The 25,352-nt window shown below is 65.3% G+C and carries 25 protein-coding genes; 12 read left to right on the forward strand and 13 right to left on the reverse strand.

Annotation, left to right across the window (positions count from 1 at the left end):
* Positions 1–2: 2 nt before the first annotated feature.
* The gene (locus G4223_RS09985) at positions 3–404 is read right to left on the reverse strand and encodes an HIT domain-containing protein (RefSeq protein WP_163678705.1); all 402 of its coding nucleotides are present in this window, start codon (positions 402–404) and stop codon (positions 3–5) included.
* Between the two features lie 85 nt (positions 405–489).
* Between G4223_RS09985 and G4223_RS09990 the strand changes: the two genes are divergently transcribed.
* The 3 genes from G4223_RS09990 (at position 490) to G4223_RS10000 (ending at position 4,424) form a co-directional block, all read left to right on the forward strand.
* Entirely contained in the window at positions 490–1,662 is a 1,173-nt protein-coding gene (locus G4223_RS09990) for an SGNH/GDSL hydrolase family protein (protein WP_163678709.1), read from the forward strand.
* On the forward strand, positions 1,659–2,555 hold the full coding sequence (locus G4223_RS09995) for an EamA family transporter (protein WP_163678712.1): 897 nt from the start codon (positions 1,659–1,661) through the stop codon (positions 2,553–2,555). The genes G4223_RS09990 and G4223_RS09995 overlap by 4 nt, the downstream gene beginning before the upstream one ends.
* Positions 2,556–2,684: 129 nt before the next feature.
* Positions 2,685–4,424: an AMP-binding protein gene (locus G4223_RS10000; protein WP_163678715.1), complete on the forward strand. Its 1,740-nt coding sequence runs from the start codon at positions 2,685–2,687 to the stop codon at positions 4,422–4,424.
* Between the two features lie 50 nt (positions 4,425–4,474).
* Here G4223_RS10000 and G4223_RS10005 read toward each other — a convergent pair whose 3' ends face one another.
* From G4223_RS10005 to G4223_RS10030, 6 genes are all read right to left on the reverse strand, one after another.
* Complete coding sequence (locus tag G4223_RS10005) at positions 4,475–4,948, reverse strand: DoxX family protein (protein WP_163678718.1); 474 nt, start codon at positions 4,946–4,948, stop codon at positions 4,475–4,477.
* A 124-nt stretch (positions 4,949–5,072) separates the two neighbouring features.
* On the reverse strand, positions 5,073–7,202 hold the full coding sequence (locus G4223_RS10010) for a putative bifunctional diguanylate cyclase/phosphodiesterase (protein ID WP_163678720.1): 2,130 nt from the start codon (positions 7,200–7,202) through the stop codon (positions 5,073–5,075).
* A 206-nt stretch (positions 7,203–7,408) separates the two neighbouring features.
* Positions 7,409–7,630, reverse strand: a complete 222-nt coding sequence (locus G4223_RS10015; RefSeq protein WP_163678722.1) for a (2Fe-2S)-binding protein — start codon at positions 7,628–7,630, stop codon at positions 7,409–7,411.
* A 284-nt stretch (positions 7,631–7,914) separates the two neighbouring features.
* Positions 7,915–8,934, reverse strand: coding sequence for a Fe(3+) ABC transporter substrate-binding protein (locus G4223_RS10020; RefSeq protein ID WP_163678723.1), 1,020 nt, complete (start codon positions 8,932–8,934; stop codon positions 7,915–7,917).
* A gap of 81 nt (positions 8,935–9,015) precedes the next feature.
* Positions 9,016–10,065, reverse strand: a complete 1,050-nt coding sequence (locus tag G4223_RS10025) for an ABC transporter ATP-binding protein (protein WP_163678725.1) — start codon at positions 10,063–10,065, stop codon at positions 9,016–9,018.
* The gene (locus tag G4223_RS10030; RefSeq protein WP_163678727.1) at positions 10,062–11,720 is read right to left on the reverse strand and encodes an ABC transporter permease; all 1,659 of its coding nucleotides are present in this window, start codon (positions 11,718–11,720) and stop codon (positions 10,062–10,064) included. The genes G4223_RS10025 and G4223_RS10030 overlap by 4 nt, the downstream gene beginning before the upstream one ends.
* Before the next feature lie 138 nt (positions 11,721–11,858).
* On the opposite strand from G4223_RS10030, the gene purQ reads away from it, so the two are divergent.
* From purQ to G4223_RS10070, 8 genes are all read left to right on the forward strand, one after another.
* Complete coding sequence (gene purQ, locus G4223_RS10035; protein ID WP_163678729.1) at positions 11,859–12,548, forward strand: phosphoribosylformylglycinamidine synthase subunit PurQ; 690 nt, start codon at positions 11,859–11,861, stop codon at positions 12,546–12,548.
* Positions 12,545–14,749 carry a phosphoribosylformylglycinamidine synthase subunit PurL gene (gene purL, locus G4223_RS10040; RefSeq protein WP_163678733.1) on the forward strand — a complete coding sequence of 735 codons (2,205 nt, stop codon included), beginning with the start codon at positions 12,545–12,547 and terminating at the stop codon, positions 14,747–14,749. The genes purQ and purL overlap by 4 nt, the downstream gene beginning before the upstream one ends.
* Before the next feature lie 113 nt (positions 14,750–14,862).
* A complete protein-coding gene (locus G4223_RS10045) occupies positions 14,863–15,354 on the forward strand; it encodes a hypothetical protein (RefSeq protein WP_163678736.1) in 492 nt (163 codons plus the stop codon).
* Between the two features lie 15 nt (positions 15,355–15,369).
* Positions 15,370–16,242 (forward strand): EamA family transporter RarD, encoded by an 873-nt coding sequence (gene rarD / locus G4223_RS10050; RefSeq protein ID WP_163679234.1) that lies wholly within the window; start codon positions 15,370–15,372, stop codon positions 16,240–16,242.
* 100 nt (positions 16,243–16,342) lie between these two features.
* The gene (locus G4223_RS10055; protein ID WP_163678738.1) at positions 16,343–16,600 is read left to right on the forward strand and encodes a BolA family protein; all 258 of its coding nucleotides are present in this window, start codon (positions 16,343–16,345) and stop codon (positions 16,598–16,600) included.
* 109 nt (positions 16,601–16,709) lie between these two features.
* Positions 16,710–17,042, forward strand: a complete 333-nt coding sequence (grxD, locus tag G4223_RS10060; RefSeq protein ID WP_163678742.1) for a Grx4 family monothiol glutaredoxin — start codon at positions 16,710–16,712, stop codon at positions 17,040–17,042.
* A 110-nt stretch (positions 17,043–17,152) separates the two neighbouring features.
* Complete coding sequence (locus tag G4223_RS10065; protein WP_163678744.1) at positions 17,153–17,749, forward strand: pyridoxamine 5'-phosphate oxidase family protein; 597 nt, start codon at positions 17,153–17,155, stop codon at positions 17,747–17,749.
* A 196-nt stretch (positions 17,750–17,945) separates the two neighbouring features.
* Positions 17,946–18,689: an ATP-binding protein gene (locus G4223_RS10070; RefSeq protein ID WP_163678747.1), complete on the forward strand. Its 744-nt coding sequence runs from the start codon at positions 17,946–17,948 to the stop codon at positions 18,687–18,689.
* Positions 18,690–18,752: 63 nt separating this feature from the next.
* On the opposite strand, the gene rpsD is transcribed toward G4223_RS10070, so the two are convergent.
* The 6 genes from rpsD to G4223_RS10100 all read right to left on the reverse strand — a co-directional run bounded on the left by rpsD (position 18,753) and on the right by G4223_RS10100 (position 24,424).
* A complete protein-coding gene (gene rpsD, locus G4223_RS10075; protein WP_163678750.1) occupies positions 18,753–19,370 on the reverse strand; it encodes a 30S ribosomal protein S4 in 618 nt (205 codons plus the stop codon).
* 160 nt (positions 19,371–19,530) lie between these two features.
* Positions 19,531–20,373 (reverse strand): peptidoglycan-binding domain-containing protein, encoded by an 843-nt coding sequence (locus G4223_RS10080; RefSeq protein ID WP_163678753.1) that lies wholly within the window; start codon positions 20,371–20,373, stop codon positions 19,531–19,533.
* A 36-nt stretch (positions 20,374–20,409) separates the two neighbouring features.
* Entirely contained in the window at positions 20,410–23,133 is a 2,724-nt protein-coding gene (locus G4223_RS10085; protein WP_163678756.1) for a sensor histidine kinase, read from the reverse strand.
* A complete protein-coding gene (locus G4223_RS10090; protein WP_163678759.1) occupies positions 23,130–23,375 on the reverse strand; it encodes a hypothetical protein in 246 nt (81 codons plus the stop codon). Before G4223_RS10090 ends, G4223_RS10085 begins: the two co-directional genes overlap by 4 nt.
* A 2-nt stretch (positions 23,376–23,377) precedes the next feature.
* Positions 23,378–23,749, reverse strand: a complete 372-nt coding sequence (locus G4223_RS10095) for a response regulator transcription factor (protein ID WP_163678762.1) — start codon at positions 23,747–23,749, stop codon at positions 23,378–23,380.
* Between the two features lie 183 nt (positions 23,750–23,932).
* On the reverse strand, positions 23,933–24,424 hold the full coding sequence (locus G4223_RS10100) for a hypothetical protein (RefSeq protein WP_163678764.1): 492 nt from the start codon (positions 24,422–24,424) through the stop codon (positions 23,933–23,935).
* 81 nt (positions 24,425–24,505) lie between these two features.
* Here G4223_RS10100 and G4223_RS10105 point away from each other — a divergent pair, with 81 nt between their 5' ends.
* Positions 24,506–25,327: a sulfite exporter TauE/SafE family protein gene (locus G4223_RS10105; protein WP_163678768.1), complete on the forward strand. Its 822-nt coding sequence runs from the start codon at positions 24,506–24,508 to the stop codon at positions 25,325–25,327.
* Positions 25,328–25,352 lie beyond the last annotated feature (25 nt).

Below are 25,352 nucleotides of genomic sequence, written 5' to 3' on the forward strand. Positions count from 1 at the left end.
CGTCACGCGAACAGAGCCCGCAATTCCGCAACCTTGGCCGTCAACGTGTCGTCGTCGTACGGTTTGGTCGGCAAAACACCCCAAATCGGCCGGGGCCAGGCGGGATCGTCGGTGAAGCGGGCGATGACGTGCACGTGCAGTTGCGGCACCACGTTGCCCAGGGCGGCCACGTTCATCTTGGCCGCCTTGACGTGGTTCTGAAGCCGGCGGCTGGCATCGGCCACCTCTTCCGTCAGGGTCTGGCGGTCGGCGGGGTCCAGTTCGTGAAGTTCCGACACGCCATGACGGCGTGGAACCAGGACCACCCAAGGATAATTGGCGTCGTTGAGCAACAGCACCCGGCATAGCGGCCAGTCGGTGACGAAGGCGGTATCGGCGTCAAGACGCTCATGCAGGACGAACATGGTGTTATTTTCCCTCCTCGATTGCCCTGGCCCGGCTTTCGCGCTATGACCAGACCTCAGGTTCCCAGCATCCGAGCAAGCCCCCATGCGCCGACGCCGTTCCCGCAATCACGACGAGTCCAATTCCCTTGGCCTGACGGTCGCTCGGCTGGGAAAGCTGACCTTGGCCGCCGTGGTCGCCCTTGGCCTGGGCGAATGGGGGGCTGGGCTGGCCATGGGCAAGATACGCCAGAATCGGGCCGCCGCCACCCCCTCGCTCAATGATCTCGACATCGCGCGTCTGTACGACACCGACAATCCGGCGGTCTATCGCGACGTCTTGGCCGAATTCTCGCGTTTGGGGCCATCCGTCTACACGCCGCTGGTCGAATATCGCTTGCCGGCCCATGCCGGGCACAGTCTGACGATTTCCGAACAGGGCTGGCGTGGCAACGGCACGCCGCAAGAACTTGAGGCTCCGGGAACCAAGGTCTTCGTGTTCGGCGGTTCGACCACCTTCGGCATCGGCGTCGCCGACAGCGAGACCTTGCCGGCGCAATTGGGCGAAGTGCTGAAGGCGGCCGGCAAGGACGTGCAGGTCTTCAATTTCGGCGCCCCTTCCTACTACTCGACCCAGGAACGCATTCTGCTTGAGCGGCTGTTGACCGCCGGTATTCGTCCCGACGTGGCGGTGTTCGTCGACGGGCTCAGCGATTTCCAGGCTTGTACGCTGCCCGACCGGACCGCATGGAGCGGACGGTTGGAACAGGCGACGCGGGTGGCGGCGCGGCTGCCGTTGACTTCGGAGCTGGCGGGACGCTCCAACCTTTTGGCGTTTGGCCGCTGGCTGATCGGCGAGGAACGGGCCGAGGCGCCCAACCGCGTCGCGCCATGCGGTTCCGACGCCGAGGTGGACGCGGTCATCCGTCGTCTCGACGTCAACCGGCGCATGGTCGCCGGCATGGCCGACCGGCTGGGCTTCAAGGCGGTGTTCGTGCAACAGCCGGTTCCCACCTATTCCTACGACAACGCCAAGCGGCCGGTGCCGGTGGATACCGAATTGCTGGCCAACCACATGAATTCCGCCAAGGGCTATCCGCGCATGGCGGAGATGCGTGCCGCCGGCCAGTTGCTGGCCGACAACGTGTTGTGGCTGACCGAGCTTGAGCCGGCCGAGGGCGCGGCCTATGTGGACACCGTCCATTACAGTCCGCGCTTCAATCGCACCCTGGCCGAGACCATCGGCCAGTTCATGCTCGACGCCTCGATGGTGCCGTGAATTCCCGCAGGCTCTGGCTGATCCTTCTGGTGGTGCCGCCGCTGTTGTGGGCGGGCAACGCCCTGGTGGGCCGTGCGGTGGTTGGACGTCTTGACCCGGTCGAGTTGTCGGTCTGGCGCTGGACGGTGGCCTTGGCCGCGCTGTTGCCCTTTACCTTCCGCTCCTTGCTGCTGTACCGCCGGGTTCTGTTGTCCGCTTGGCCGGCGGTGGTGGCCATGGGGGTGTGCAGCGTCGGCGCCTACAACACCTTGCTTTACATGGCCATGCACACCACCACCGCCATCAACGCCACGCTGATGGGGTCGGGTATGCCGCTGATGATCCTGATATTGGCGCGGCTGTGGCTGGGCGATCCCATCCGGCCGGCCCAGTTGGCGGGCATCCTGGTTTCCGCCTGCGGCATGCTGGCGGTGGTGACGCGCGGCGACGCCGGCCGTCTGTGGTCGCTGGAACTGACGCCGGGCGACGGGCTGATGATGCTGGCCACCCTGGCCTGGGCGGTCTATTCGGTCATGTTGCGCCGTTTCGCCTTGCCGGTTCCCGCCCTCACCCTCTTGACCGCGTTCATCGTGGTCGGACTGGTGGCGCTGACCCCGTTTTACCTTTTGGGCGACGGGCACGCGGCCTTGTCGGAATTGGGACCGTGGGAATGGGGGGCCGTCGCCTATACTGGTCTGTTCGCCTCGCTGGTGGCGTTTTCCTTTTGGAATCATGGCGTCGCCGCCGTGGGGGCGGCAACCGCCGGCCAGTACTCCTATCTCATTCCGCTGTTCACCGCGTTGCTGGCGATTCCGCTGCTGGGGGAGCGTCTGCATTGGTATCACGCCCTGGGCGGCGGATTGATTTTCGCCGGTATTTTCCTGGCGACCCGACGCAAGGCGGCGACGTCCTGAGCGCGTGCATCGCAGGCTTGCAAATCGGCGTATTGCGTGGGACCCGGCTCCTCAGCAAAATGGCGCCCAAACCAGGGAGGACGGAGACCGCAATGTACGGGCTCCGCGCAAAAACTAGCGGGAGGAGAGATGGCCTTGCCGAATAACGGCACGACCGCGGACGATTCTCGATTCGACTGGAATTCGGCGCGCACTTTGCTGGCGGGGCTACCCGGCGGCGGAATCAACATCGCCCACGAGGCCGTGGATCGCCATGTGGCCGCGGGCCAGGGCGAACGCACCGCGCTGGTTTCGTTAGGGCGTCATTACGAACGCCACAAGATCAGCTATGGTCAACTGGCCGCTGCCTCGGCCCGCGTCTGCGCCGTGTTGCAGGAACTGGGGGTCCAGCCGGGCGACACGGTGGCGGTGCTGCTGGGCCGTTCGGTCGAGCTGTATCAGGCGGCCTTGGGCATCTGGAAAGCAGGGGCGGTGTTCTGTCCGCTGTTCGGGGTGTTCGGTCCCGGTCCGTTGCGATCGCGCCTGGAACTGTCGCGGGCCAAGGTGCTGATCGCCACCGAAACGCTTTATTCCCGCAAGGTCTTGTCGATACGGGGCAATCTGGCCGACCTTCGGCATGTGCTGCTGGTCGCCGATGAACCCGAGCAGAGCATCGGCGACCATGCCGGCTGCGACGATTTCCGTGCTCGTGTCGCCACTGCCCAGCCGGCGGCGACGGTGGCGACCACCGAGCAGTCGCCGGCCTTCATGCATTTCACTTCCGGCACCACCGGCATTCCCAAGGGCGCGGTGCATGTCCACGGTGCGGTGGTTTCGCACCTGTTGACTGGCCAACAGGTGTTCAAGCTGGTTCCAGACGACGTCTATTGGTGCACCGCCGATCCCGGCTGGATCACCAATACCGTCTATGGCCTGATCGTACCCTTGGTCAACGGCTGCACCGCCCTGGTGGACGAGGCCGAGTTCGATCCCCGCCGCTGGTACGGCGTGCTCAAGGATGAAGCCGTGACGGTGTGGTACACCACACCGACCAACATTCGCATGATGATGCGCTATGGCGCCGCCTTGGCCCGGACCTACCGCGAGAATTCATTGCGGTTGGCCGCCAGCGCCGGAGAACCCCTGGGCGCCGAAGCCGCGACCTGGGGCGAGAAAACGCTGGGGGTCCAGTTCAACGACACCTGGTGGCAGACCGAGACCGGGGCCATCGCCATCGCCAACCTTGCCGACGACGGTCGGCCGGGCAGCATGGGCCGCCCGTTGCCAGGAGTCCAGGCGGCGGTGGTCAACCGCAACCTGTCCAAGGTCGAGGTGGTGAACGACCCCGACGCGGTGGGGGAATTGGCGTTGCGTGCCGACCTGCCGTCGCTGTTCTCGTCCTATATCGGCGACACCTCGCGCTTCCAATCCTGTTTCATCGATGGCTGGTATCTGACCGGCGATCTGGTGCGGCGCGACGCCGACGGCTTTTTCTGGTTCGTCGGGCGTTCCGACGACATGATCAAGTCGGCCGGTCACACCATCGGCCCGTTCGAGATCGAGGCGTCGATGATGGTTCACCCGGCGGTCGCCGAGATCGGCGTGGTGGGCAAGCCCGACCTCTTGCTGCGCGAGGTGCCGGTGGCGTTCGTGTCGCTCAATCCCGGTTTCGAGGAAGGCGACGCGCTGCGGACCGAGTTGCTGTATTACGGCCGCCAGCATCTGGGGTCGGCCATTGCCCCGCGCGAAATTCAGTTCGTCGAGGCCATGCCCAAGACCACTACCGGCAAGATCTTGCGCCGTGCCCTCAAGGCCAAGGCGTCGGCGGAACCGGACGAGGACGCGGTATTGCCGACATCCGGCTATCCGGGACGTTTCGACGACGAATAAACGCCAAGATAAACGAAGCCCCCGGTTCGTCGTGAACCGGGGGCTTTGTCTTAGAATTCGTGGCCGATGATCCGGTCCAAAGAGAACCATCCGCCGCCACGGATGGCGTAGGACAGCGTGACGATGGCCCACAACAGGGGATATTCGTAGCCACCGCTGGTCCAGAAGAAACCGGCGCCGAGGTGCACCTGAAGGGCCGCCACCGCCAGCAGGCCGGTCGCCAGCACCGCCACCGGCCGGGTCAGCAGGCCGGCGGCCAGGGCAAGGCCGCCAAAGAATTCGATCATTCCCGCCACGGTCGCCAAGCCGGCGGGCAGGCCCAGCTTGCTGGCGAAGAACTGGCCGGTGGCGTCCAACCCGTAGCCGCCGAACCAGCCGAACAGCTTTTGCGCGCCGTGCGGCACCAGGGTCAGGCCGGCGACGATGCGCACCATGGGTTCTGCCAAAGGCGACAACAGGGCGGTCAGCGGGGCGACGAACGCAAGGATCGGCTTGGTCGGGGCGCCGGAAGAGGCAAGGGACATGGCGAGAACTCCGTCAGGGAATGGGGCGTCGGCCCCGTTGTCATGACGAGAGTGTCGCTCTGGGCTTTGTTGGAGACAATCTGGCGATTTCGCACAGAACTGTTTCCCTATGGAAACAGTGACTTCAGACCCCGTGTTGCAACAAGGCGGTGAAGCGTTCGGCGCTGATTGGCGGGCTGAACAGATAGCCCTGCATGGAGGTAACGCCCTTGGTCAACAGGTACTCGGCCTGGTCCGGGGTCTCCACGCCTTCGGCGATGACGTCGAAGCCCAGGTTGCTGGCCAGGGCGACGATCGAGGCGACGATGGCGCCATCCTTGCCGTTGCCGGGCAGTTCCTTGACGAAAGCGCGGTCGATCTTGAGCGTGTCCACCGGGAACAGCTTGAGATAGGCCATGGACGAATAGCCGGTGCCGAAATCGTCGATCGACATGCGCACGCCCATTGCCCCCAATTGGGTCAGGATGGAGATGGCGCGGTCCACTTCGGTGGCCATCATGGTCTCGGTGATTTCCAATTCCAGATCGCTGGGCGTCAGATGATTGGCGGCCAGGGCGCGCTCGACCTTTTCCTTGAGGCCGGCGTCGTGGAACTGGGCCGGTGACAGGTTGACCGACACGCAGCCGAAATCCAGTCCCAGGTCGCGCCAGCAACGCATCTGGTAACAGGCCTCGCCCAATGCCCAGTCGCCGATGGCGCCGACCAGACCGGCGCGTTCGGCCACCGGGATGAACAAAGCGGGGCTGACGTCGCCGCGCACCGGATGGGACCAGCGGATCAACGCCTCGGCGCCGACGATGCGGCGGGTGCGGGCGTCCAGCTTGGGCTGGTAATGCAGGCGGAACTGGTTCTCGGCGATGGCGTGGCGCAGGTCATTTTCCAGGTTCACCCGCTCTGCCGCCTGGCGGTTCATGTCCTGGTCGTAGAAGCTGTAGCCGCGTCCGCCCGCCTTGCAATGGTACATGGCGGCGTCGGCGTTGGAGAGCAGTTGCTCTGCCGTGTCGGCGTCGTCGGGATAAAGCGCGACGCCGATGCTGGTCGAGCAGTAGAGGTCGCGGTGCGCTACCGAGAACGGTTCGGAAAAGGCGTACAGAATCTTCTCGACACAGGCGACCGCGCCCGTGGGGTCGCTGATGTTGGGCAACGCCACCACGAATTCGTCGCCGCCCAGCCGGCCGATGATGTCGGAGGCGCGCACGCATCCCTTGAGCCGGCGGGCCACCTGACGCAGCAATTCGTCGCCGGCGGCGTGGCCGAAACTGTCGTTGACGTCCTTGAAGCGGTTGACGTCGAGGAACAGCACCGCCAGGCGGTGGCCGCCCACTTCGGCGCGGACGATGGCGTCGGTCAGCGCTTCCATCACCGTGTGGCGGTTGGCCAGCTTGGTCAGCGTGTCGTGGCTGGCGTGGAAGCGGATGCGCTGTTCGTCCATCTTGCGGCGCGTCACGTCATGCGCCAGCAACACGAACGATCCGACATGCCCGTCCTCGCCGACTACGCCGGTGATGGCCAATGCGGCGGGAAAAACGTCGCCGTCGGCGCGGCGTGCCCACACTTCGCCTTGCCAGATTCCGCCCTTGGCGGCAGTGACCCAGGCTTCCTCGATCAAGGCCGGTTCGTTGACTTCGGCGGCGAACAGCGACAGGCGCACGCCGACCACGCCCTCGGCGGCGAAACCGGTCATGCGTTCGAAGGCCGAGTTGACGGCGCGAACCATCTGGTCGCGGTCCACGACCACGATGGCTTCGCCCACGTTGTCGAACACCGCCGCCGCCAGCCGCAGCCGTTCCTCGGCGGCCTTGCGGGCGGTGATGTCCTGGACGGTGCCTTCGTAGCAGACGACCTCGCCATCGTCGTCGCGCACGGCGCGGGCGTTTTCGGCGATCCAGATGACGCTGCCATCCTTGCGGAAAACCTGCGCCTCGAAATTGCGCACTTCGGAATCGACGGCCAGGGCGCGTTTGAAGCGGTCGCGGTCGGCGGGGTTGACATAAAGATTGCGGGCGATGTCGGTCAGGCCGGAAATCAACGCCTGGGGACCGTCATAGCCGTAGACGCGGGCAAGTGCGGGGTTGGCGGCTAGGTAGCGGCCATCGGGGGTGGTGCGGTAGATGCCTTCGATGGCGTTCTCGAACAGCGAGCGGTACTGGTCGAGCGCATGGCACGGCGCGTTGAGCACCGCGCCGGACGGCGCTTCAGGCGTCACGCCGGACGGCGCTTCGGGCGTCACGCCGGACGACGTCTTGTCAATCATGGCGTCGCCGCCGTCCAAAGTTTGCATCCCCTCACGCACAAGCCAGTGTCGCTGCGCACACTCATAGGCAATCAGTGTGCCACAATTCGCGACAGGGATGCCATTTGTAAGGCCTTGATTTCAAGAGATTCCGCAAGAGAGCCTTCACATGGCTGCCGTGATTGCCGCGCGGGTGTGCATTTTTCGCGCGATAAGATGCCCGCTTTTCAGGCACCTTCACAGGCGCAGGCGTCGCCACAGCGGCCGCAGCCAGTGGTGGCCGGGCTTTGGGCGGCGCGAACCATGTCATGTACTGTCGAAACGCACTTCCCGCATTGCGGCTTGCAGGAATAATGGCGGTAGACCTCGGCGGCAGAGCCGGCCTGACCTTCGTCGATGGCCGCGCGGACCTGACGGTCGTTCAATCCGTGACAGAGACAAACGTACATGGCGCCTCGGCGAGGTTGGCGGCGAAAGCCGAAGGTGCGGCGGGGAGGGGGGAGAGAAGAGAGGAGACCCCTCCCCGCCACCGCAAGGCGGATCATCATCCGCGCTTGGGACTGGTGCCCGGTCCGATCCACTCGTCCCCGGCGTCCAGACAGGACATCCGATCACCTTTCGGCCTTATCCGCGTGCTTCCTTTCGGAAGCGGTGCTGCTGTCTGTTGTTTATGATAATCATTCGCATTTACGGATGGCAACAGCTTTTTTGTGGTCACCGCACGAAACCGGCGTCATCGCCAGCCGACGCGGTCGAAGATGCGGATGGCTTCGGCGCGGTTTTCGCCCAGCATGGCGACGTTGATGTCTTCGGCCTTGAACACTCCCCAGGCGGCGACCACCGGCGAAGCGGCGACGCCGGGGCGGACCGGGAACTCGTTGTTGGCCTGGGCGAACAGTGCCTGGGCTTCGGGACCGGCCATGAATTCCAGCAATTGCACGGCTTCTCCCCGGTTTTTGGCGGAGGCGGTGACGCCGGCGCCGGCCACGTTCATGTGGGCTCCGCGTCCTTGCTGATTGGGAAAGGCGATGCCGACCTTGGCGGCGGCTTCACGCTCGGCTTCCTTGGTCGAGGTCAGCATGCCGCCGTAATAATAGGTGTTGGCGATGGCGATGTCGCATTGGCCGGCGGCCACGGCGGAAATCTGGTCGCGGTCGCCGCCCTGGGGTTTGCGGGCCATGTTGTCGGCGACACCCTTGGCCCAGGCTTCGGCCTTAGTCGGGCCGTTTACCGCGATCAAGCCGGCCAGCAACGACTGGTTATAGGTGGAGGACGACGACCGCACGCAGATGCGGCCCTTCCATTTTGGGTCGGCCAGATCCTCATACGTGGTGATCTCGGACGGCTTGACCCGGTCCTTGGCATAGAACACCACGCGCGAGCGCGCCGACAGCCCGGTCCAATAGCCCTGTGGATCGCGATAGGCGGCGGGGATGGCCGTCTCGATCGCCTTGCTGGTGACCGGCTGCAATACCCCGGCGACGCGGGCGGCGTGCAGATGGGCGACGTCGGTGGTGACGAACAGGTCTGCCGGGCTGTCCTTGCCCTCGCTTTTCAGGCGTTCCAGCAACTGGTCCTCGCTGGCCGACAACAGGTTGACCTTGATGCCGGTCTTGTGGCTGAAGGCATCCAGAACCGGCTTCAACAGATGGTCCTTGCGGGCGGAATAGACGTTGACCTCGGCGGCTTGAACGGTGCCGACGGTCAAGGCGCAGGTCAGCGTGGCGACAGCGAGGCGGGATAGACGGCGCATGGAGTGTTCCCCTTGTTCGACATGATGATGCGAATTAATCGCAATAACTGCCTTTTCCAAGAGGGGCCGGGAAAATTTTCGTCAGCCGGTAAGGGGGGGGGCGAAGACGAGGGCTCTGTCGATGCTGATTGCCACCCGTTCTCCTTCGGCGGGGATGCCGGCACCGGACAGGCGGCACCGCAGGTCGAGTGGCGAACCATCAGGTTGGGGCAGTTCCAGCAACACCTGGGTTACCGCCCCCAGGGGGCGGACGGCGCGGACCATCGCGACGCCATCGGCGCTGGGGTGTGGGGTGATGGCTTCGGGGCGCACCACCACCTGGACGACGGCGCCGTCGGGGGTGCCTGTCGCCGGAAAGCGCCCCAAGGGCGTGTCCACGTTCTGGTCGCGCACAATTGCCGCCAGCGTGTTGACCTCGCCGAAAAAGGCGGCGACGAAGGCGTCGGCAGGGGCGTCGTACAAGGTTGCCGGACGACCCATCTGCACCACGCGGCCGTCGCGCATGATGGCGATGCGGTCGGCCATGGCCATGGCTTCCTCGGGATCGTGGGTGACCATCATTGTGGCGACGCGGTTGCGTTTGAGCACGCCCAGGGTCTCGTCGCGAATCTGGTCGCGCAGACGGCGGTCAAGCCCGGAAAACGGTTCGTCCAACAGCATCAGGCCGGGGGCCGGCGCCAGGGCGCGGGCCAGGGCGACGCGCTGTTGCTGGCCGCCGGACAATTGATGCGGCCAGGATTTGGCGTAATCGGCCATGCCCACCTGTTCCAGCATGTCGAGCGCGCGGGCGTGTCGTTCGGGGGGCGGTCGGTGGCGGATGCCGAATTCCACGTTGGCACGCACGTCGAGATGGGGAAACAGCGCGTAATCCTGAAACAGGAAACCCACATGGCGTCCCTCGGGCGGGACATGCCGGCCATCGCCCGACACGATCCGGTTGTTCAGCACCACCCGGCCATGCCGCGCGGTCTCCAGCCCGGCAGCCAGACGCAAGGTGGTGGTCTTGCCACAGCCCGATGGCCCCAGCAGGCAGACCAACTCGCCCGGCGCCACATGCAACGACACGTCGCGCACCACGGCGCGGGTGCCATAGAAATGGGACAATCCCTCGATCTTCAATCCCTCGGTCATGAGTGGTCTCCTGGGCGGGACCGGGCGATGGCCCGGCTCAGCAACACCACCGGCGCCAATCCGGCGGCGACGATGGCCAGGGCCGGCAAGGCGGCGTCGGCCAGACGCTCGTCCGAGGCCAGGGTGAAGGTGCGGGTGGCCAAGGTGTCGAAGTTGAACGGGCGGATGATCAGGGTCGCCGGCAATTCCTTCATGACATCGACGAACACCAGCAACGCCGCCGACAACAGGCTGCCGCGCATGATCGGGGCATGGACGCGGCGCAGTGTCGCCAGCGGTGAAAGCCCCAGGGTGCGGGCCGCCGCTTCCATGTTGGGGGTGACCTTGTCCAGGCTGGCCTCGACCGTGTTGGCGGCCACCGCCAGGAAACGCACCAGATAGGCGTAGACCAGCGCCCCCACCGATCCGGTCATCAGCAAGCCCACGCCCAATCCCAGATGCTGGCGGGCGAAAGCGGCGATTTCCCGGTCCAGGGCGGTCAGCGGCACCAGGATGCCGACGGCGATGACTCCGCCGGGAATGGCGTAACCCAACGAGGTCAGCCGTAGCAGGACGGCCAGGAAGAGGGTCGGATGCAGGCGGCGGCCGAAGGCCAGAACCAGCGCCACCAGAACCGCCAGACCTCCGGTGACCGTGGCCAGGATCAGCGAGTTGCCGGCTAAAGCGACGAACGCGGCGACATCGGTTTCGCTTCCGCTTGACCATGCCGCCAGGGTGATCGCCGGGATCGCGAAACCGAATGCCACCGGCGCCGCGCAAAAGACGAAGGCCAGGAAAGCGCGCCAGCGGCGCAGGCGGATGCGGGGCAAGCTGCGATAGCGCGGGGTGGTGTGGTGGGCGCGTGCCGCGCCCCGCGACAGCCGTTCCACCACGATCAGCACCAGCACGAACAGCATCAGCATCGCCCCAAGCTGGGCCGCCACCGCCGGCTGTCCCATGCCCATCCAGGTGCGGTAAATGCCGGTGGCGAAGGTGTCGACGGCGAAATACTGCACGGTGCCGAAATCATTCAGTGTTTCCATCAGCGCCAGGGCGACGCCGGCGGCGATGGCCGGGCGGGCCAGCGGCAGGGCGACGCCGACAAAGGCCTGCCATGGCGTGCGCCCCAGGGTGCGGCTGGCTTCGAGCACGCACACCGATTGTTCCAGGAAGGCGGTGCGCGCCAGGATGTAGACATAGGGATAGAGCACCAGCGTCATCACCGTTACCGCCCCACCCAGCGAACGGATTTCCGGGAACCAGTAATCCCGCGCGCTGGCCCAACCGCCAAGGAGCCGCAACGCACCCTGGACCGGCCCGGCAAAGTCTAATAGTCCTGTATAGGTGTAGGCGACGACATAGGCCGGCATGGCCATGGGCAGCAACAGCGCCCATTCCAGGCCGCGGCTGCCGGGAAAACGGCACATGGTCACCAGCCACGCCGCGCCCACGCCGCCGACCGCCACGCCCAGGCCGACCCCCAACATCAGCAACAGCGAATTGCCCACATAGGCCGGCAGCACGGTGGCGGCCAGATGCCGCCAGATGTCGAGCGACGGTGCCGCCAGATTGGCGACCACCGCCAGAACCGGCAGCGACACCAACCCGGCCAGAACAGAGATTGTCAGGACCCAGGCGTTGGGAGGGCGACAGGCCGTTTGTGGACGAAGGAGCATGGGAATGATGCTATTGAAAATGATTGTTGATAGCAATCGCCGCACCGCGGCAAGCGGTTTGTCCCCCTTCGGGCTGGAAAGTGGATGGGTTCCGTATTAAGAAGACGGTTTCCGACCCAATTCTCTCAGGGATCGCCCGTGAAAGCCGCCGTCATCGTTTTTCCCGGCTCCAACTGCGACCGCGACGTCGCCGTGGCGCTTGAGGCCAGCCTGGGGGCCAAGCCGTATATGGTTTGGCACCGCGACACCGAACTTCCCGCCGTCGACCTGATCGTCGTTCCCGGCGGCTTTTCCTATGGCGACTACCTGCGTTGCGGCGCCATGGCCGCCCATTCGCCGATCATGCGCGAGGTCAAGGCCCGCGCCGACCAGGGCGCCCGCGTTCTTGGCATCTGCAACGGCTTCCAGATCATCACCGAGGCGGGGCTGCTGCCCGGCGTGCTGATGCGTAATGCCCAACTGAAATTCATCTGCAAGGATGTCTATCTGCGGGTCGAGAACGACCGCACCGACTTCTGCCGCTATTACCGCTCGGGCGACGTGGTGCGCTATCCCATCGCCCACGCCGAAGGCAACTACTTCGTCGAGCCGCATACCTTCCGCGAGATGGAAGACAACGGTCAGATCGCCTTTCGCTATTGCGACAAGAACGGCCGGGTGGCGCCCGAGTTCAATCCCAACGGATCGTTGGGCAACGTGGCCGGCGTCTACAATTCCAAGTTCAACGTGCTGGGCCTGATGCCGCACCCCGAGCGTCTGGCCGAGGATCTGCTGGGCGGGTCCGACGGCAAGCTGATGTTCGATTCGCTGGTGGAGGCGCTGTCGTGAGCCAGATTACCCCTGACGTCATCGCCCAACACGGCATCAAGCCGGATGAGTACAAGCTGATCCTCGAGATCATGGGCCGCGAGCCCAATTTGACCGAGTTGGGAATCTTCTCGGTCATGTGGTCCGAGCATTGCTCGTACAAATCCTCCAAGAAGTGGCTGAAGACCCTGCCGACCAAGGCGCCGTGGGTGATCTGCGGTCCGGGCGAGAACGCCGGTATCATCGATATCGGCGACGGCGACGCCGTGGTCTTCAAGATGGAAAGCCACAACCACCCCAGCTTCATCGAGCCCTACCAAGGCGCGGCGACCGGCGTCGGCGGCATCCTGCGTGACGTGTTCACCATGGGCGCGCGGCCCATCGCCAACATGAACGCGCTCCGCTTCGGCGATCCCAGCCACCCCAAGACCCGTCATCTGGTGGCGGGCGTGGTGGCCGGCATCGGCGGCTACGGCAATTGCGTCGGTGTCCCCACCGTGGGCGGCGAGACCAATTTCCACAGCAGCTACAACGGCAACATCCTGGTCAACGCCATGACCGTCGGTCTGGCGCGCAAGGACAACATCTTCTATTCGGCCGCTGCCGGAATCGGCAACCCGGTGGTCTATTTCGGCTCCAAGACCGGCCGCGACGGCATCCACGGCGCCACCATGGCCTCGGCCGAATTCGACGAGAAGTCCGAGGAGAAGCGTCCCACCGTCCAGGTCGGCGACCCCTTCACCGAAAAGCTGCTGATCGAAGCCTGCCTTGAGCTGATGGCTACCGACGTCATCGTCGCCATTCAGGATATGGGCGCCGCCGGCCTGACCTCGTCGTCGTTCGAGATGGCGTCCAAGGGCGGCCTGGGCGTCGAATTGGACCTGGATGCCGTGCCCATGCGCGAACAGGGCATGAGCGCTTACGAAATCATGCTGTCCGAATCCCAGGAACGCATGCTGATGATCCTGAAGCCCGGCAAGGAAGATGTTGCCAAGGCGATCATGGACAAGTGGGAACTGGATTTCGCGGTGATCGGCACGCTGACCGACACCGGCCGCATGGTGCTCAAGCGCCATGGCGAGATCGTCGCCGATCTGCCCATCGATCCGTTGGCCCAGGCTTCGCCGGAATACGACCGGCCGTGGGTCAGCCCGGCCAAGCAGCCGGTGGTCGACGCCAAGACCATCGAGGCCGTGTGCCCGGTCGAGGCGTTGAAGACGATGCTGGCCTGTCCCGATCTGGCGTCCAAGCGCTGGATCTACCAGCAATACGACCACATGGTGATGGGCGACACCGTCCAGCGCCCCGGCGGCGACGCGGCGGTGGTGCGCATCCACGGCAGCAACAAGGCGGTGGCCATCACCACCGACTGCACGCCCCGTTACTGTCAGGCCGACCCGCACGAAGGCGGCCGTCAGGCGGTGGCCGAGGCCTATCGCAACCTGTCGGCCACCGGCGCCGTGCCGTTGGCGGTCACCGACAACCTGAATTTCGGCAACCCGGAAAAGCCCGAGATCATGGGCCAGATCGTCGAGGCCATCAAAGGCATGGGCGAGGCTTGCCGCGACCTGGACTTTCCGGTCGTGTCGGGCAACGTGTCGCTTTACAACGAGACCCAGGGCACGGCCATCCAGCCGACCCCGGCCATCGGCGCCGTCGGCCTGTTGGACGACGTCAGCAAGCACATGACCGTGGCCTTCAAGAAGACCGGCAGCAATATCGTGCTGTTGGGCGAGACCAAGGGCTGGCTGGGTGCGTCCTTGTACCTGCGCGAAATCTGCGGCCGCGAGGAGGGAGCTCCGCCGCCGGTGGCGCTGCACCGCGAACGGCGCAAGGGCGAACTGGTGCGCCAATTGATCCACGATGGTCAGGTCCTGGCCTGCCACGACGTTTCCGACGGTGGGTTGCTGGTGGCGGTGGCAGAGATGTCCATGGCCTCGGCCAGCCGCATCGGCGCCGCGCTGGAAGCTCCCAGCACGCTGCCGCTGCATGCCTGGTGCTTCGGCGAGGATCAGGGCCGCTACGTGCTCGAAGTCTCGGACGACGAATTGGTGGCGGTTCTGGAAGCGGCCAAGGAACGCGAGGTCGGCGCCCGCGTCATCGGCAAGACCGGCGGCCACGTCATCAGCGTCGGCGGCCGTGCCGTCGCCGTGGACGAGTTGAAGGCTGCCAACGAGGGCTGGCTTCCCGCCTTCATGGGCGCCGAGATGTCGGGTCACTGATCCTCGGCTGTCCGCGCGTTTCAAGGGGGCCGTCCGGTGTCGGGCGGCCCCTTTTTGCTTGATGCTTTTCGTGGTAGTGATGCGGCGATAAAGTCCAGATAGTGGTGATATCCATGCGCGTCATCGCCGTTTTATTGCCCTTGGCTCTTGTCCTAAGCGTGTCGGCTTGCGCTAACCGGCCTGTGGTCAAAACCTATCCGGTGAGCGGCGAGGTGATGATGGATGGCAAGCTACGCATCCTGTCCTCGCTGATGGCCATTCGCGGAACCCAGTTCCAGGTGGACAACGCGTTTCGCGTGCGCCCTGATGGTGACCGTCTGAGCGTTTGCATGTCCTATGTCTATCGTGGGCCGGCATCGCTGTGGGAACAGGCGCGGCGCGAATATCCCGGCATGTCGGCGGTGACCATCACGCCGCCAGCCGCGGAAAAGGCGCAACCGGTGACCATCGCGCTTGACCCGGCGCCCGGTTACCGCTTGATTCCTGGGGTCCGCATGGGGGTCCAGGAATTGAAGACCATGCGCATGGCCTGTGTGACCACCGAATTGGCGTGGTCGACCGCGTATGAAGGAAAGGACGTCACGTTCGCCATCCTTCCGCGCTGATCAAGGAATGCCCAACTGAAACATCATACCGCCCGTGCCGGTGCCCTTGCGGCTTTTGGTGCCTTCTTGTGTTGGGGATTGTTTGGCCTTTATTTCAAGGCGCTGGGCGAGATCCCCGCCCCCGAGGTGCTGGCCCATCGGGTGCTGGGTGGGGCGGTTTTCGCCGCCATCTTGCTGGCGGCGCTTGGCGGCTGGGGCGAGTTGCGGCCGCTCTTGTCCGATCGCGCCCGCTTGTTGCGGCTGGGGGCGTCGGCGCTGGCCATCGCCATCAACTGGGGGGTGTTCGTGTGGGCGGTGGCCCGTGGCCGGGCGCTCGAAGCATCGCTGGGCTATTACATCTATCCCTTGGTGTCGGTGCTGCTGGGGCGGCTGTTGCTGGGTGAACGGCTGAGCAACCGGCAATGGGGGGCGGTGGCCTTGGTGGCCCTGGGTGTCGGCTGGCAGGTGTCGCACGGCTCGGGCGTGCCGTGGGTGGCCTTGATCCTGGCGGTCAGCTTTGGTGTCTACGGCTTGCTGCGCAAGACCATCGCCGTGCCGGCCCTGGCCGGGTTGCTGGTGGAAACCGCGTGGCTGGTGCCGCTTGCCCTGATCTATCTGGTGGCGGTCAAGGGCGGCGCGGCGCCCGGCATGGGCGGCGGCACCCTGGCCTTGCTGGCGCTGGCCGGGCCGGTGACGGCGGTGCCGCTGGCGCTGTTCGCCTTTGGCGCCCGAAGGCTGAGCCTCTCGGCCATCGGCCTGATGATGTACATGAACCCCACCGTCCAGATGCTGGTGGCGGTGTTCGCCTTGGGCGAGGTCTTCACCACCGCCCACGCCGTCACCTTCACCGCTATCTGGGCGGGCGTGGCGCTGTATGCGTGGCCGTCAACGGGACGACGGCCGGGGTGACGGCCATGTTCCGCGCCACTCGCCGATGCGGCTTTCGTTTGTCGCGGCAAGCGGGCACAATACGGCGCCCGCCTCACTCACAGCGACAGGAGTTTCGCCCATGCCCATGGAAGCCGGTGACATCGAACGCATGATTCGCGAAGCTTTCCCCGATGCCCGCATCGTCATCGAGGATCTGCGCGGTGACGGTGACCATTATTCCGCCCTGGTGGTGTCCACGGCCTTTCAGGGGAAAAGCCGGGTGCAGCAGCATCAGATGGTTTATGGCGCGCTGCAAGGCAAGATGGGCGGCGAGTTGCACGCCCTGGCGCTTCAGACCGCGACGCCCGAGACCATGCCCGATTGGGCCAAGGATTGACCGGGCTCAAGGCCGTTCCCATCTGAGGCAGGCAAGGAATGTTGCACTGCCCACAAACGCGGCTTAGATTGAAGTCATTCTAAATCCCTCCCTTTCACAAGGCCGAGCCATGACCAACCCCGTCTTCGAACGCATCAAGCAAGACCTGACCGAAAACGACGTCGTTCTCTACATGAAGGGAACCCCCATGTTCCCGCAATGCGGTTTTTCCGCCGCCGTGGTGCAGGTGCTGACCGAGTTCGGCGTCAAGTTCAAGGGCGTCGACATCCTGGTCGATCCCAGCTTGCGCGAAGGCATCAAGCAGTTCAGCAGCTGGCCGACCCTGCCGCAGCTCTACGTCAAGGGCGAGTTCATCGGCGGCTGCGACATCGTGCGCGAGATGGCCGGCAACGGCGAACTCAAGGCGCTGTTCGACCAAAAGGGTGTCGCCACCGCCGCCTGAGGCCGGCTTCGCCTTCCTCAAGAAGCCGTCTTCCATCTTGGAAGGCGGCTTTTTTCGTTTGGTTTGGCGCTGTTTGACGGCACCATGCGGCGCAACCACGGAGTTCCACCATGCCCCAGCTTCCCCGCACACCGCGGACCACGCCCCGCCGCAAGGCCGACCGGGTCAGCCATGACCTTGAAGCCATCGCCGCCGTGCTGGACGAAACCTTGGTGGTTCATGTGGGGCTGGTGCAGGACGGCCAGCCGCTGGTGTTGCCGTTGAACGCCTGGCGGGTGGGGGGGCACCTGTATTTTCATCTGGCAAGGGGCAGCCGCTTGGCCCAGGCCATGGCGGCGGGGGCGGAATTGTGTGTCACCGCCACGGTGTTGGACGGCTTGGTGCTGGCCCGTTCGGCCATGCATCATTCCATGAACTACCGTTCCGTGATGCTGTTCGGGGTCGCCCACGAGGTGACGGACGAGGCCGAGAAAACCCAGGTGTTGACCGCTCTGGTCGATCATGTGGTTCCTGGCCGCGCATCGCAGGTGCGTCCGCCGGAGCCGAAAGAGGTGGCGGTCACCGCGGTTTTCGCCCTGCCTGTCGCCGAGGCCTCGTTGAAAGCCCGTTCGGGGCCGCCAGTGGATCGCCCCGACGACCGGGACCGGCCGGTGGCGGCGGGGGTGGTGCCGTTGACGCTGGCGCGGGGGACGCTGGAACCGGACTGACTTTCATGGCACCCGACCCGTTTAGCGGGAATTGCCCGCTTCCGGCGCATGGCTGCCTTGGCGTGTTGCCGGTTTGACATTAAAGATGTACCGGCAATACTTGACGTTGTGCTCTCCTTTCGCGCGGATGGCACGAATGGAAAATAACGGTACGGTGTTGCCAATGATGCCCTCAAGGGATGTGAATGACCGGGGTGTGGACGCGCCGGACGTTCAGGTGGTGTTGGGCATGCTGCATCACGCCACGACCGAATTGGCGCGGGTCAATGCCGAAATGGATCTGCTGGTTCAGGCGGTGTCTCACGATCTGCACGAACCGTTGCGCATGGTCAACGCCTATGCCCAGCTTTTGGCGCGGCGCTATGCCGGCCAACTGGATGCCGAAGCCGACGATTTCCTGACCTTCGTGTCCGACGGCGCGCAGCGCATGCATGGCCTGACCGAGGATTTGCTGGCCTATGGCGCCGCCGGCCGTTCCCCCCTTCGGCGGGGGACATGCGACAGTGCCGCCGTTCTGGAGTTGGTGTTGGCGCAATTGGCCCCGGCCATCGCCGAAAGCGGGGCGTCGGTCGTCGCCCAAGGCATGCCGCTGGTGGTAGCCGATCCCGAGGCCTTGTACCGTCTGTTTTCCAATCTGTTGGACAACGCGATCCGCTATCGCCATCCCGCCCGCCCGCCTTCCGTTCAGGTGGTAGGCACCGAGGTCGAGAGCGGCTGGCATTTCCGTGTCACCGACAACGGCCTGTCGCTGCCTGTGGGCGAGGTGGACCGTATTTTCATGGTGTTCCAGCGCCTGCATGGCAGCGAGATGCCGGGAAGCGGCCTGGGGCTGTCCATCTGCAAACGTATCGTCGAACGCCATGGCGGCCGTATCTGGGCGGAACCTCACGAAGACGGTGTCGGCGCCACCTTCCACTTCACCTTGCTGCGGCTGTTGTAGCCATGAACGCAAAACGCCCCGGCCGTCTGGCCGGGGCGTTTCGGGTCGGAACTCCCGCGCTGATTAGCGCGAGTAGAATTCGATGACCAGGTTCGGTTCCATCTGCACCGGATACGGCACGTCGGCCAGCTTGGGGGCGCGGATGAACTTGCCCTTCATGTCCTTGAGGTCGACTTCGACGTATTCGGGGATGTCGCGCTCGGTCGAGTTGGCGGCTTCCACGACGATGGCCAGGTCCTTGGACTTGGTCTTCACCTGGATCAGGTCGCCGTCCTTGACCTGATAGGACGGAATGTTGACGCGCTTGCCGTTCACCATGATGTGGCCATGGTTGATGATCTGGCGCGACTGGAACGGCGACACCGCGAACTTCATGCGGTAGACGACCGCGTCAAGGCGGCGCTCGAGCAGCTCGATCAGGTTCTCGGAGGTGTCGCCACGGCGGCGCACGGCCTCGTCATAGAGCTTGCGGAACTGCTTTTCCGAGATGTTGCCGTAATAGCCCTTCAGCTTCTGCTTGGCCATCAACTGGGTGCCGAAATCCGACGGCTTCTTGCGGCGGGCGCCGTGCTGGCCGGGAGGGTTCTCCTTGCCGCGAGCCAGCGGGCTCTTGCCACGGCCCCACAGGTTCACGCCCAGACGGCGGTTGATCTTGAATTTCGCTTCGACGCGCTTGGTCATGTTACGTCCTTAAACAGTCCCGGCTGTTACCGGTTGGGGTTTGTCCCGATAGTCCCTGCCCGGCAAGCCGGAGGCGTGGTGAACACACACGTCACCCACATTCTCGAGAATGAAGCGGTGCTTATAGGCGTGGCGTGCGGCCCGAGTCAAGGGCGTAGCGTCACTTTGCCGCAGGCAGCGCCACCACGTGGCCGTCTGTGTCGGCGGTGGCGTCGGTGTCTTCGTCGTCGAGAACCGTGCTCAGCAGTTTCTCGCCGTCCTTCAACTCGATCTTCTGCGCTTTGTCGCGCAGGGCCAGGGCCTTGCCGGCGGGCAACGGCAGGATGACCGAGGCGCGGGTGACGGCATGGCCCACCATGTCGAACGGGACCAGGGCACGGCCGCAATGGGTGCCGTAGCCGTTGGTGGTCTTGATCACCATGGCGGCCACGCTCTGGCCGTCGGCGGCCAGCACGAAATCGGCGATCTTGCCCAACAGGTCGCCGGCGGCGCCATGCACGCTTTTGCCCTGCACGGCGCGGAAGGTCCATTGCCTGACCGGCGGCGGCGGTGGCGGGACCGGGGTCGGCGGCGGGGTGATCTTGGGAACCGCACGCACCATCAGCTTGTCGAGCAAGGCGAAGGTCAACTGGCCGTCGGCGGGCAATCCCTTGTCGGTCTGGAACGCGGTCAGCGCCTTGCGGGTCATGGGACCCATGCGGCCATCGATGGGGCCGGGATCGTATCCCAGCGCGGTCAACTCGCGCTGGGCCACCGCCACCAGACCGCGCGGCACCGGGATGTTGGGGGTTAGTTCTGGCAATGGCGCCGGCTGAACCGTGGTGGGCGGCGTCTCGGCGATCACCTCGCGCACCTGGGCGCGGATGCCGGGACTGGGCTGGTACAGCGGCGACGACGGCGTGGTCAGCGGGTCCTGGGACGGAGGCGGCGCCGGGTCGGCGCCATATGCGGCGGCGGACGTCAGGCAGAAGGCGACGGCAAGCAAGCGGCCAGCGAACGGCATGGACCGGGCTCCGTGATCAAGGGACAGGAAGGACGGTTATGCCCCATTGGGGGGCGTGCCACAACCCTCGGGCGGCGTTTCCAGGCGCGGCAGGAACACCATGAACACCGCGCCCTGTCCTTCCTCTCCCTCGACCCAGATCCTTCCGCCCAGATGTTCGACGATGGATTTCGAGATGGTCAGGCCCAGGCCGGTGCCTTGCGGTTTGGCGGTCATGGTGTCGCCGACCTGATGGAACTTGTCGAAAACCTTGTCACGGGCCTGTGGCGGGATACCGGGACCGTTGTCGGCCACCACCAGCCGCAGGCCGCCGAAATCGGGCTCCAGCCGTACCGAGACCCGGCCGGTGTCGGGGGGGGCGAACTTGACGGCGTTGGACAACAGGTTGACCACCACCTGGGTCAGCTTGTCGCGATCGGTGAAAAGCGGCGGCACAGGCGCCAGGGATTGCGACAGCGTTACGCCACGGTCCTCAAACAAGGCGTAGGTGGCGGCGATGGCTTGGCCGACGATTTCCGACGGGTCGGTTTCCTGCCAGGTCCAGGTCATGCGCCCGGAATCCATCTTGGCCATGTCCAGCACCTGATTGATCAGCCGGGTCAGGCGTTCGCTTTCCTTGATGATGATTTCCAGGAAGTCCTGGCGCTGGCTTTCCGCGAGGCCGGGATTGTCGAACAGGATTTCCGAGAACGAGCGGATCGAGGTCAACGGCGTGCGCAATTCGTGTGTCACCGTCGCCAGGAAGTCGTCCTTCATCCGGTCCAGTTCCTGAAGCCGGTCGTTGGCGGCGCGTAATTCGCTGGTGGCGCTTTCCAGTTTCTGGGAATAGGCCAGGATCTGGCTGGCCTCGTCCAGGATGTCCATGACCTCGTCCAGGCTGATGTCGTCGCCCTGGGCGACGCTGTCCACCATGACACGGGCCGAGGCGGTACCGATGGCGCCCGCCAGCAAGCGTTCGGCCAATTCCACCAGATCGGGCGGCGCGCGTTCGATCCGGCCCAGGTCCAGGCCGCGCCCTGCCGCCCAGTGGGAAAAAGCGGCCATGGCCCGTTTGCGCCCGACGAAACGCACCACCAGGGTCGACAGATCCTCGACCGCCGCCGTGCCGCGCCACAGCCGGGGCTCGTTTTCGTTCAAGGGGCCAAGGGCATCGACGAAACGCGCTGCCTGGACGTGCTCGACCGCGCTGGCGCGGCTGCACAGGGACACCGCCACATAGGCACCGACATTGGCCATCAGGCTCCACACCAGGGCGTGGGTCAACGGCCGCATGCCCTCGAGCCCGAACAGGGCATGCGGCCGCAGCAGGTCGAGGCCAAGGATGCCGGAATCGACGAAAGCGCGCGGCATCAGCCCGGAACTGGCCAGGCTGGGCAACAGCAAGGTGTAAAGCCACACCAGGAAACCGGCCGACAACCCGGCCAGCGCCCCCTTGGCGGTGGCGCCCTTCCACATCACGCCGCCGACCAGGGCGGGGGCGAACTGGACGGCGGCGCAAAAGCTGACCAGACCGATCGAGGCCAGGGCGCGCGATTCGCCGGCCAGATGCACATAGGCGTAGCCCAGGCCCATGACGGCGACGATGGACCCGCGCCGGATGGTCAGCAACAATCCGGTCAGGTCGCCCCGGCCCGCCAGACCCAGGCCGCGGATGCGCAACAGAACCGGCATCACCAGATCGTTGCAGAGCATGGTGGACAGCGCCACGGTCTCGACGATGACCATGCTGGCCGCCGCCGACAATCCGCCCAGGAACGCCACCACCGCCAAGGCGTCGGCACCGTTGGCCAAGGGCAGGGCCAGCACGTAAAGGTCGGGATCGACGCCGTCGCCGAAGGCCAGCCGGCCGGCCACCGCGATGGGCAGCACGAACAGGTTGATCAGGAACATGTAAAGGGGGAACAGCCACATGGCGCGGTTCAGGTGGCGTTCGTCCACGTTCTCGATCACGCTGACCTGGAATTGACGCGGCAGGCACAGGATCACCAGCATGGACAGCACGCACAGGCTCACCCAGTCGCCATAAGCCGCCGGTCCCGACAAGGTGAACAGGCGGGCGATCTCGGGGTGGGCGGCGCCTTGGGTGAACACGTCGCCGAAACCGGAATAAAGGCCGTAGGTGACGAACACGCCGACCGCCAGGAACGCCAACAGCTTGGCGATCGATTCGAAGGCGATGGCGGCGACCATGCCTTCGTGGCGTTCGGCGGCGTCGATCTGGCGGGTACCGAACAGAATGGCGAAAACCGCCAGGATGACGGCGACCACCGCCACGCTGTCGCCCAGCCAGGGCAGCGGCGCTCCCGTCCGGTCGGGCCAGCTTGTCAGCACGGTGAAGGTGGCCGACACCGCCTTGAGCTGAAGCGACACATAGGGCATGACGCCGATCACGGCGATCACCGTGACCAGTCCGCCGACCAGGGCCGACTTGCCATAGCGGGCGGATATGAAATCGGCGATCGAGGTGATGCGGTGCTGTTTGCTGACGCGCACCATCTTGACCAGCACCACGCCGGCCAGACAAAAGGTCAGGGTCGGGCCAAGATAGATGGGCAGGAAGCCCATCCCCTGTTCAGCGGCAAGACCGACCGAGCCGTAGAACGTCCAACTGGTGTGGTAGACGGCGATGGACAAGGCATAGGTCAGCGGGTTGCCGATCAGTGAACGCCCCTGTTCCGCCCGGCGGTCGCCGATCCAGGCGATGGCGAACAGCAGGCACAGGTAGCCCAACGAGATGGCGGCGACCAAGGGGGTGTTCATGGCCCGTCACCCTTGGTGCCGCCTCGCTCCATCACCAGGGCGAGGACGACGATCAGCGCCAGCCAGCCGCCGAACAGCCACACGAACAGCGAGGGCACGCCGCCGATCGTCACCTGGCGCGAGGCGACGTTCAGGAACGGCGGCAGGAACAGTGCCACCCCCAACAGGAAAACAGCGGCTAGTCGCTCGGTCCGCCGGCCGGGACGTGGCGAAGCTCCAGGACGCGGCGAAGGGCCGGGCATGGTCAGGGGACGCCGAGGAAGTGCCGGACCTTTTCGACCACGTCGCGGGTCGAGAACGGTTTGGTGATGTATTCGTTGGCGCCGGCGTCCATGCCCATCCGGCGGTCGGAATCCGATCCGCGCGCGGTCAGCATGATCACCGGCATGTCGGCCCAGTCGGCGCTGGCGCGGATGGTGCGGCACACGTCGTAGCCGTCGCGTTTGGGCATCATCACGTCCAACAGCACCAGATCGGGCTTGGCCAGGGCGATTTCGGCCAACGCCTGTTCGCCGTCGCGGGCGACCCGCACCTCGTAGCCGACTTGTTTGAGCAGGAATTCGAACGACAGGACGATGTTGGGTTCGTCGTCGACCACCAGAACGCAAGGGGGCATGGCGTTTCTCCCGTTCAGGAGGCTCTCTCTGACGGAGAGCTTTCTGAGGAAGAGGTTAGCATGCCCCCGGTGGGGCTGTCATGGCCGCCCAAGGGCCAAAGGGTGGCACCAGCCAGAAGGCGGGGAACCGTCCGCCAAAGGGCGGGGATGGAAACGCGGGTTCTCAAGCCGACCGCAGCCCCTTCATAACGGTCCCATCTCTTCCATGCGGTCCTTGAGGCGGTCGTGCTTCTTGCGCAAGGTCTCCTCCATGCGCTTGATGCGGCGATCAAGGTCATCGATATGGGCCAGCCGTTCGGCACGGCGCCGCCGGCTCCAGTCTCCGCCCACGCGGCGCAAGCCCCATTCGACGCCGACGAAGAACAAGGCGGCACCGGCCACCAGGGCGACCAAGGCGGCGATGCCGCCATAGGCGTGGTCCACCGCCACCACCGCTCCCCAAAAGCCGATGCTGACCAGCGAGGCGGCGGCTACCACCAATCCCCGTCCGACCGAGCGGTCGTGGTCGGCATGGCGCTTTTCCACGGCGCGGATGGCGTTGGTGATCTCTTCGCGGGCGATGGCCTGCCAGGTGCGGAACGACATGCCCTTGACCGTGCGGTTGTCGCGGATGGTCTGTTCCAGCTTGCGTACCAGATAATCGGCCTGTTGTTCCGGTGTCGGCCCGTCGGCCATGCCATGTACCCCGAATATGGCGGTCCTCAAGACGGCGCAGTCTAGCACCGGCGCGGAAAAGCACGTATACCGCCATGTATCATGAATGACATCTCGCAATTGCTTCCCTTCGCCGGGTTGTTGCTGGTGGCCGGTGCCGGCGCCGGCATCATCGCCGGGCTGTTGGGCGTCGGCGGCGGCATCGTCGTGGTGCCGGTGCTGTTCCATCTGTTCACCACCCTTGGCGTGGACGAGGCGATCCGCATGCAGGTGGCGGTGGGAACCTCGCTTGCCACCATCGTCGCCACCGCCTGGTCATCGGCCCGGGCGCATTACAAACGGGGCACGGTGGATCGCGACTTCCTGCGCGGCTTTGGCCCGTTCATCGTCGTCGGCGTGCTGATGGGCGCGGCGGTGGCGGCGGCGGTCAAGGGGCCGGTGTTGACTGCGGTGTTCGCCGTGGTGGCGTTGGTGGTGGCGGCGCAGATGTCGTTCGGCAACCCCGATTGGAAGCTGGGCGAGACGTTGCCGACCGGCTGGCCGCGTGCCGCCTATGGCACGGTGATCGGGGCGTTGTCGTCCATGATGGGAATCGGCGGCGGCACCATGACGGTGCCGCTGATGACCATGTACGGAGCGCCGGTTCACCGCGCGGTGGGCACCGCCGCCGCCACCGGTTTCGTCATCGGCGTGCCGGGCATGCTGGGCTTCGTGGCGGGCGGGTGGAACGCCGCCAACCTGCCGCCGGGCAGCCTGGGCTTCGTCAGTCTGGTGGGGCTGGCGCTGGTGGCGCCGACATCTGTGCTGTGCGCGCCATTGGGCGCGCGTCTGGCGCACCGTCTGGACACCAGGATGCTCAAGCGCATCTTCGCCCTGTTCCTGGCCTTCACCTCGGCCCGGATGGTCTATTCCATCCTGACCTGAAGGCTTGATGTCCCGCGCTCTTCCG

It is taken from the genome of Magnetospirillum aberrantis SpK, from assembly GCF_011022235.1.
Classification (GTDB): Bacteria; Pseudomonadota; Alphaproteobacteria; order Rhodospirillales; family Magnetospirillaceae; genus Magnetospirillum; species Magnetospirillum aberrantis.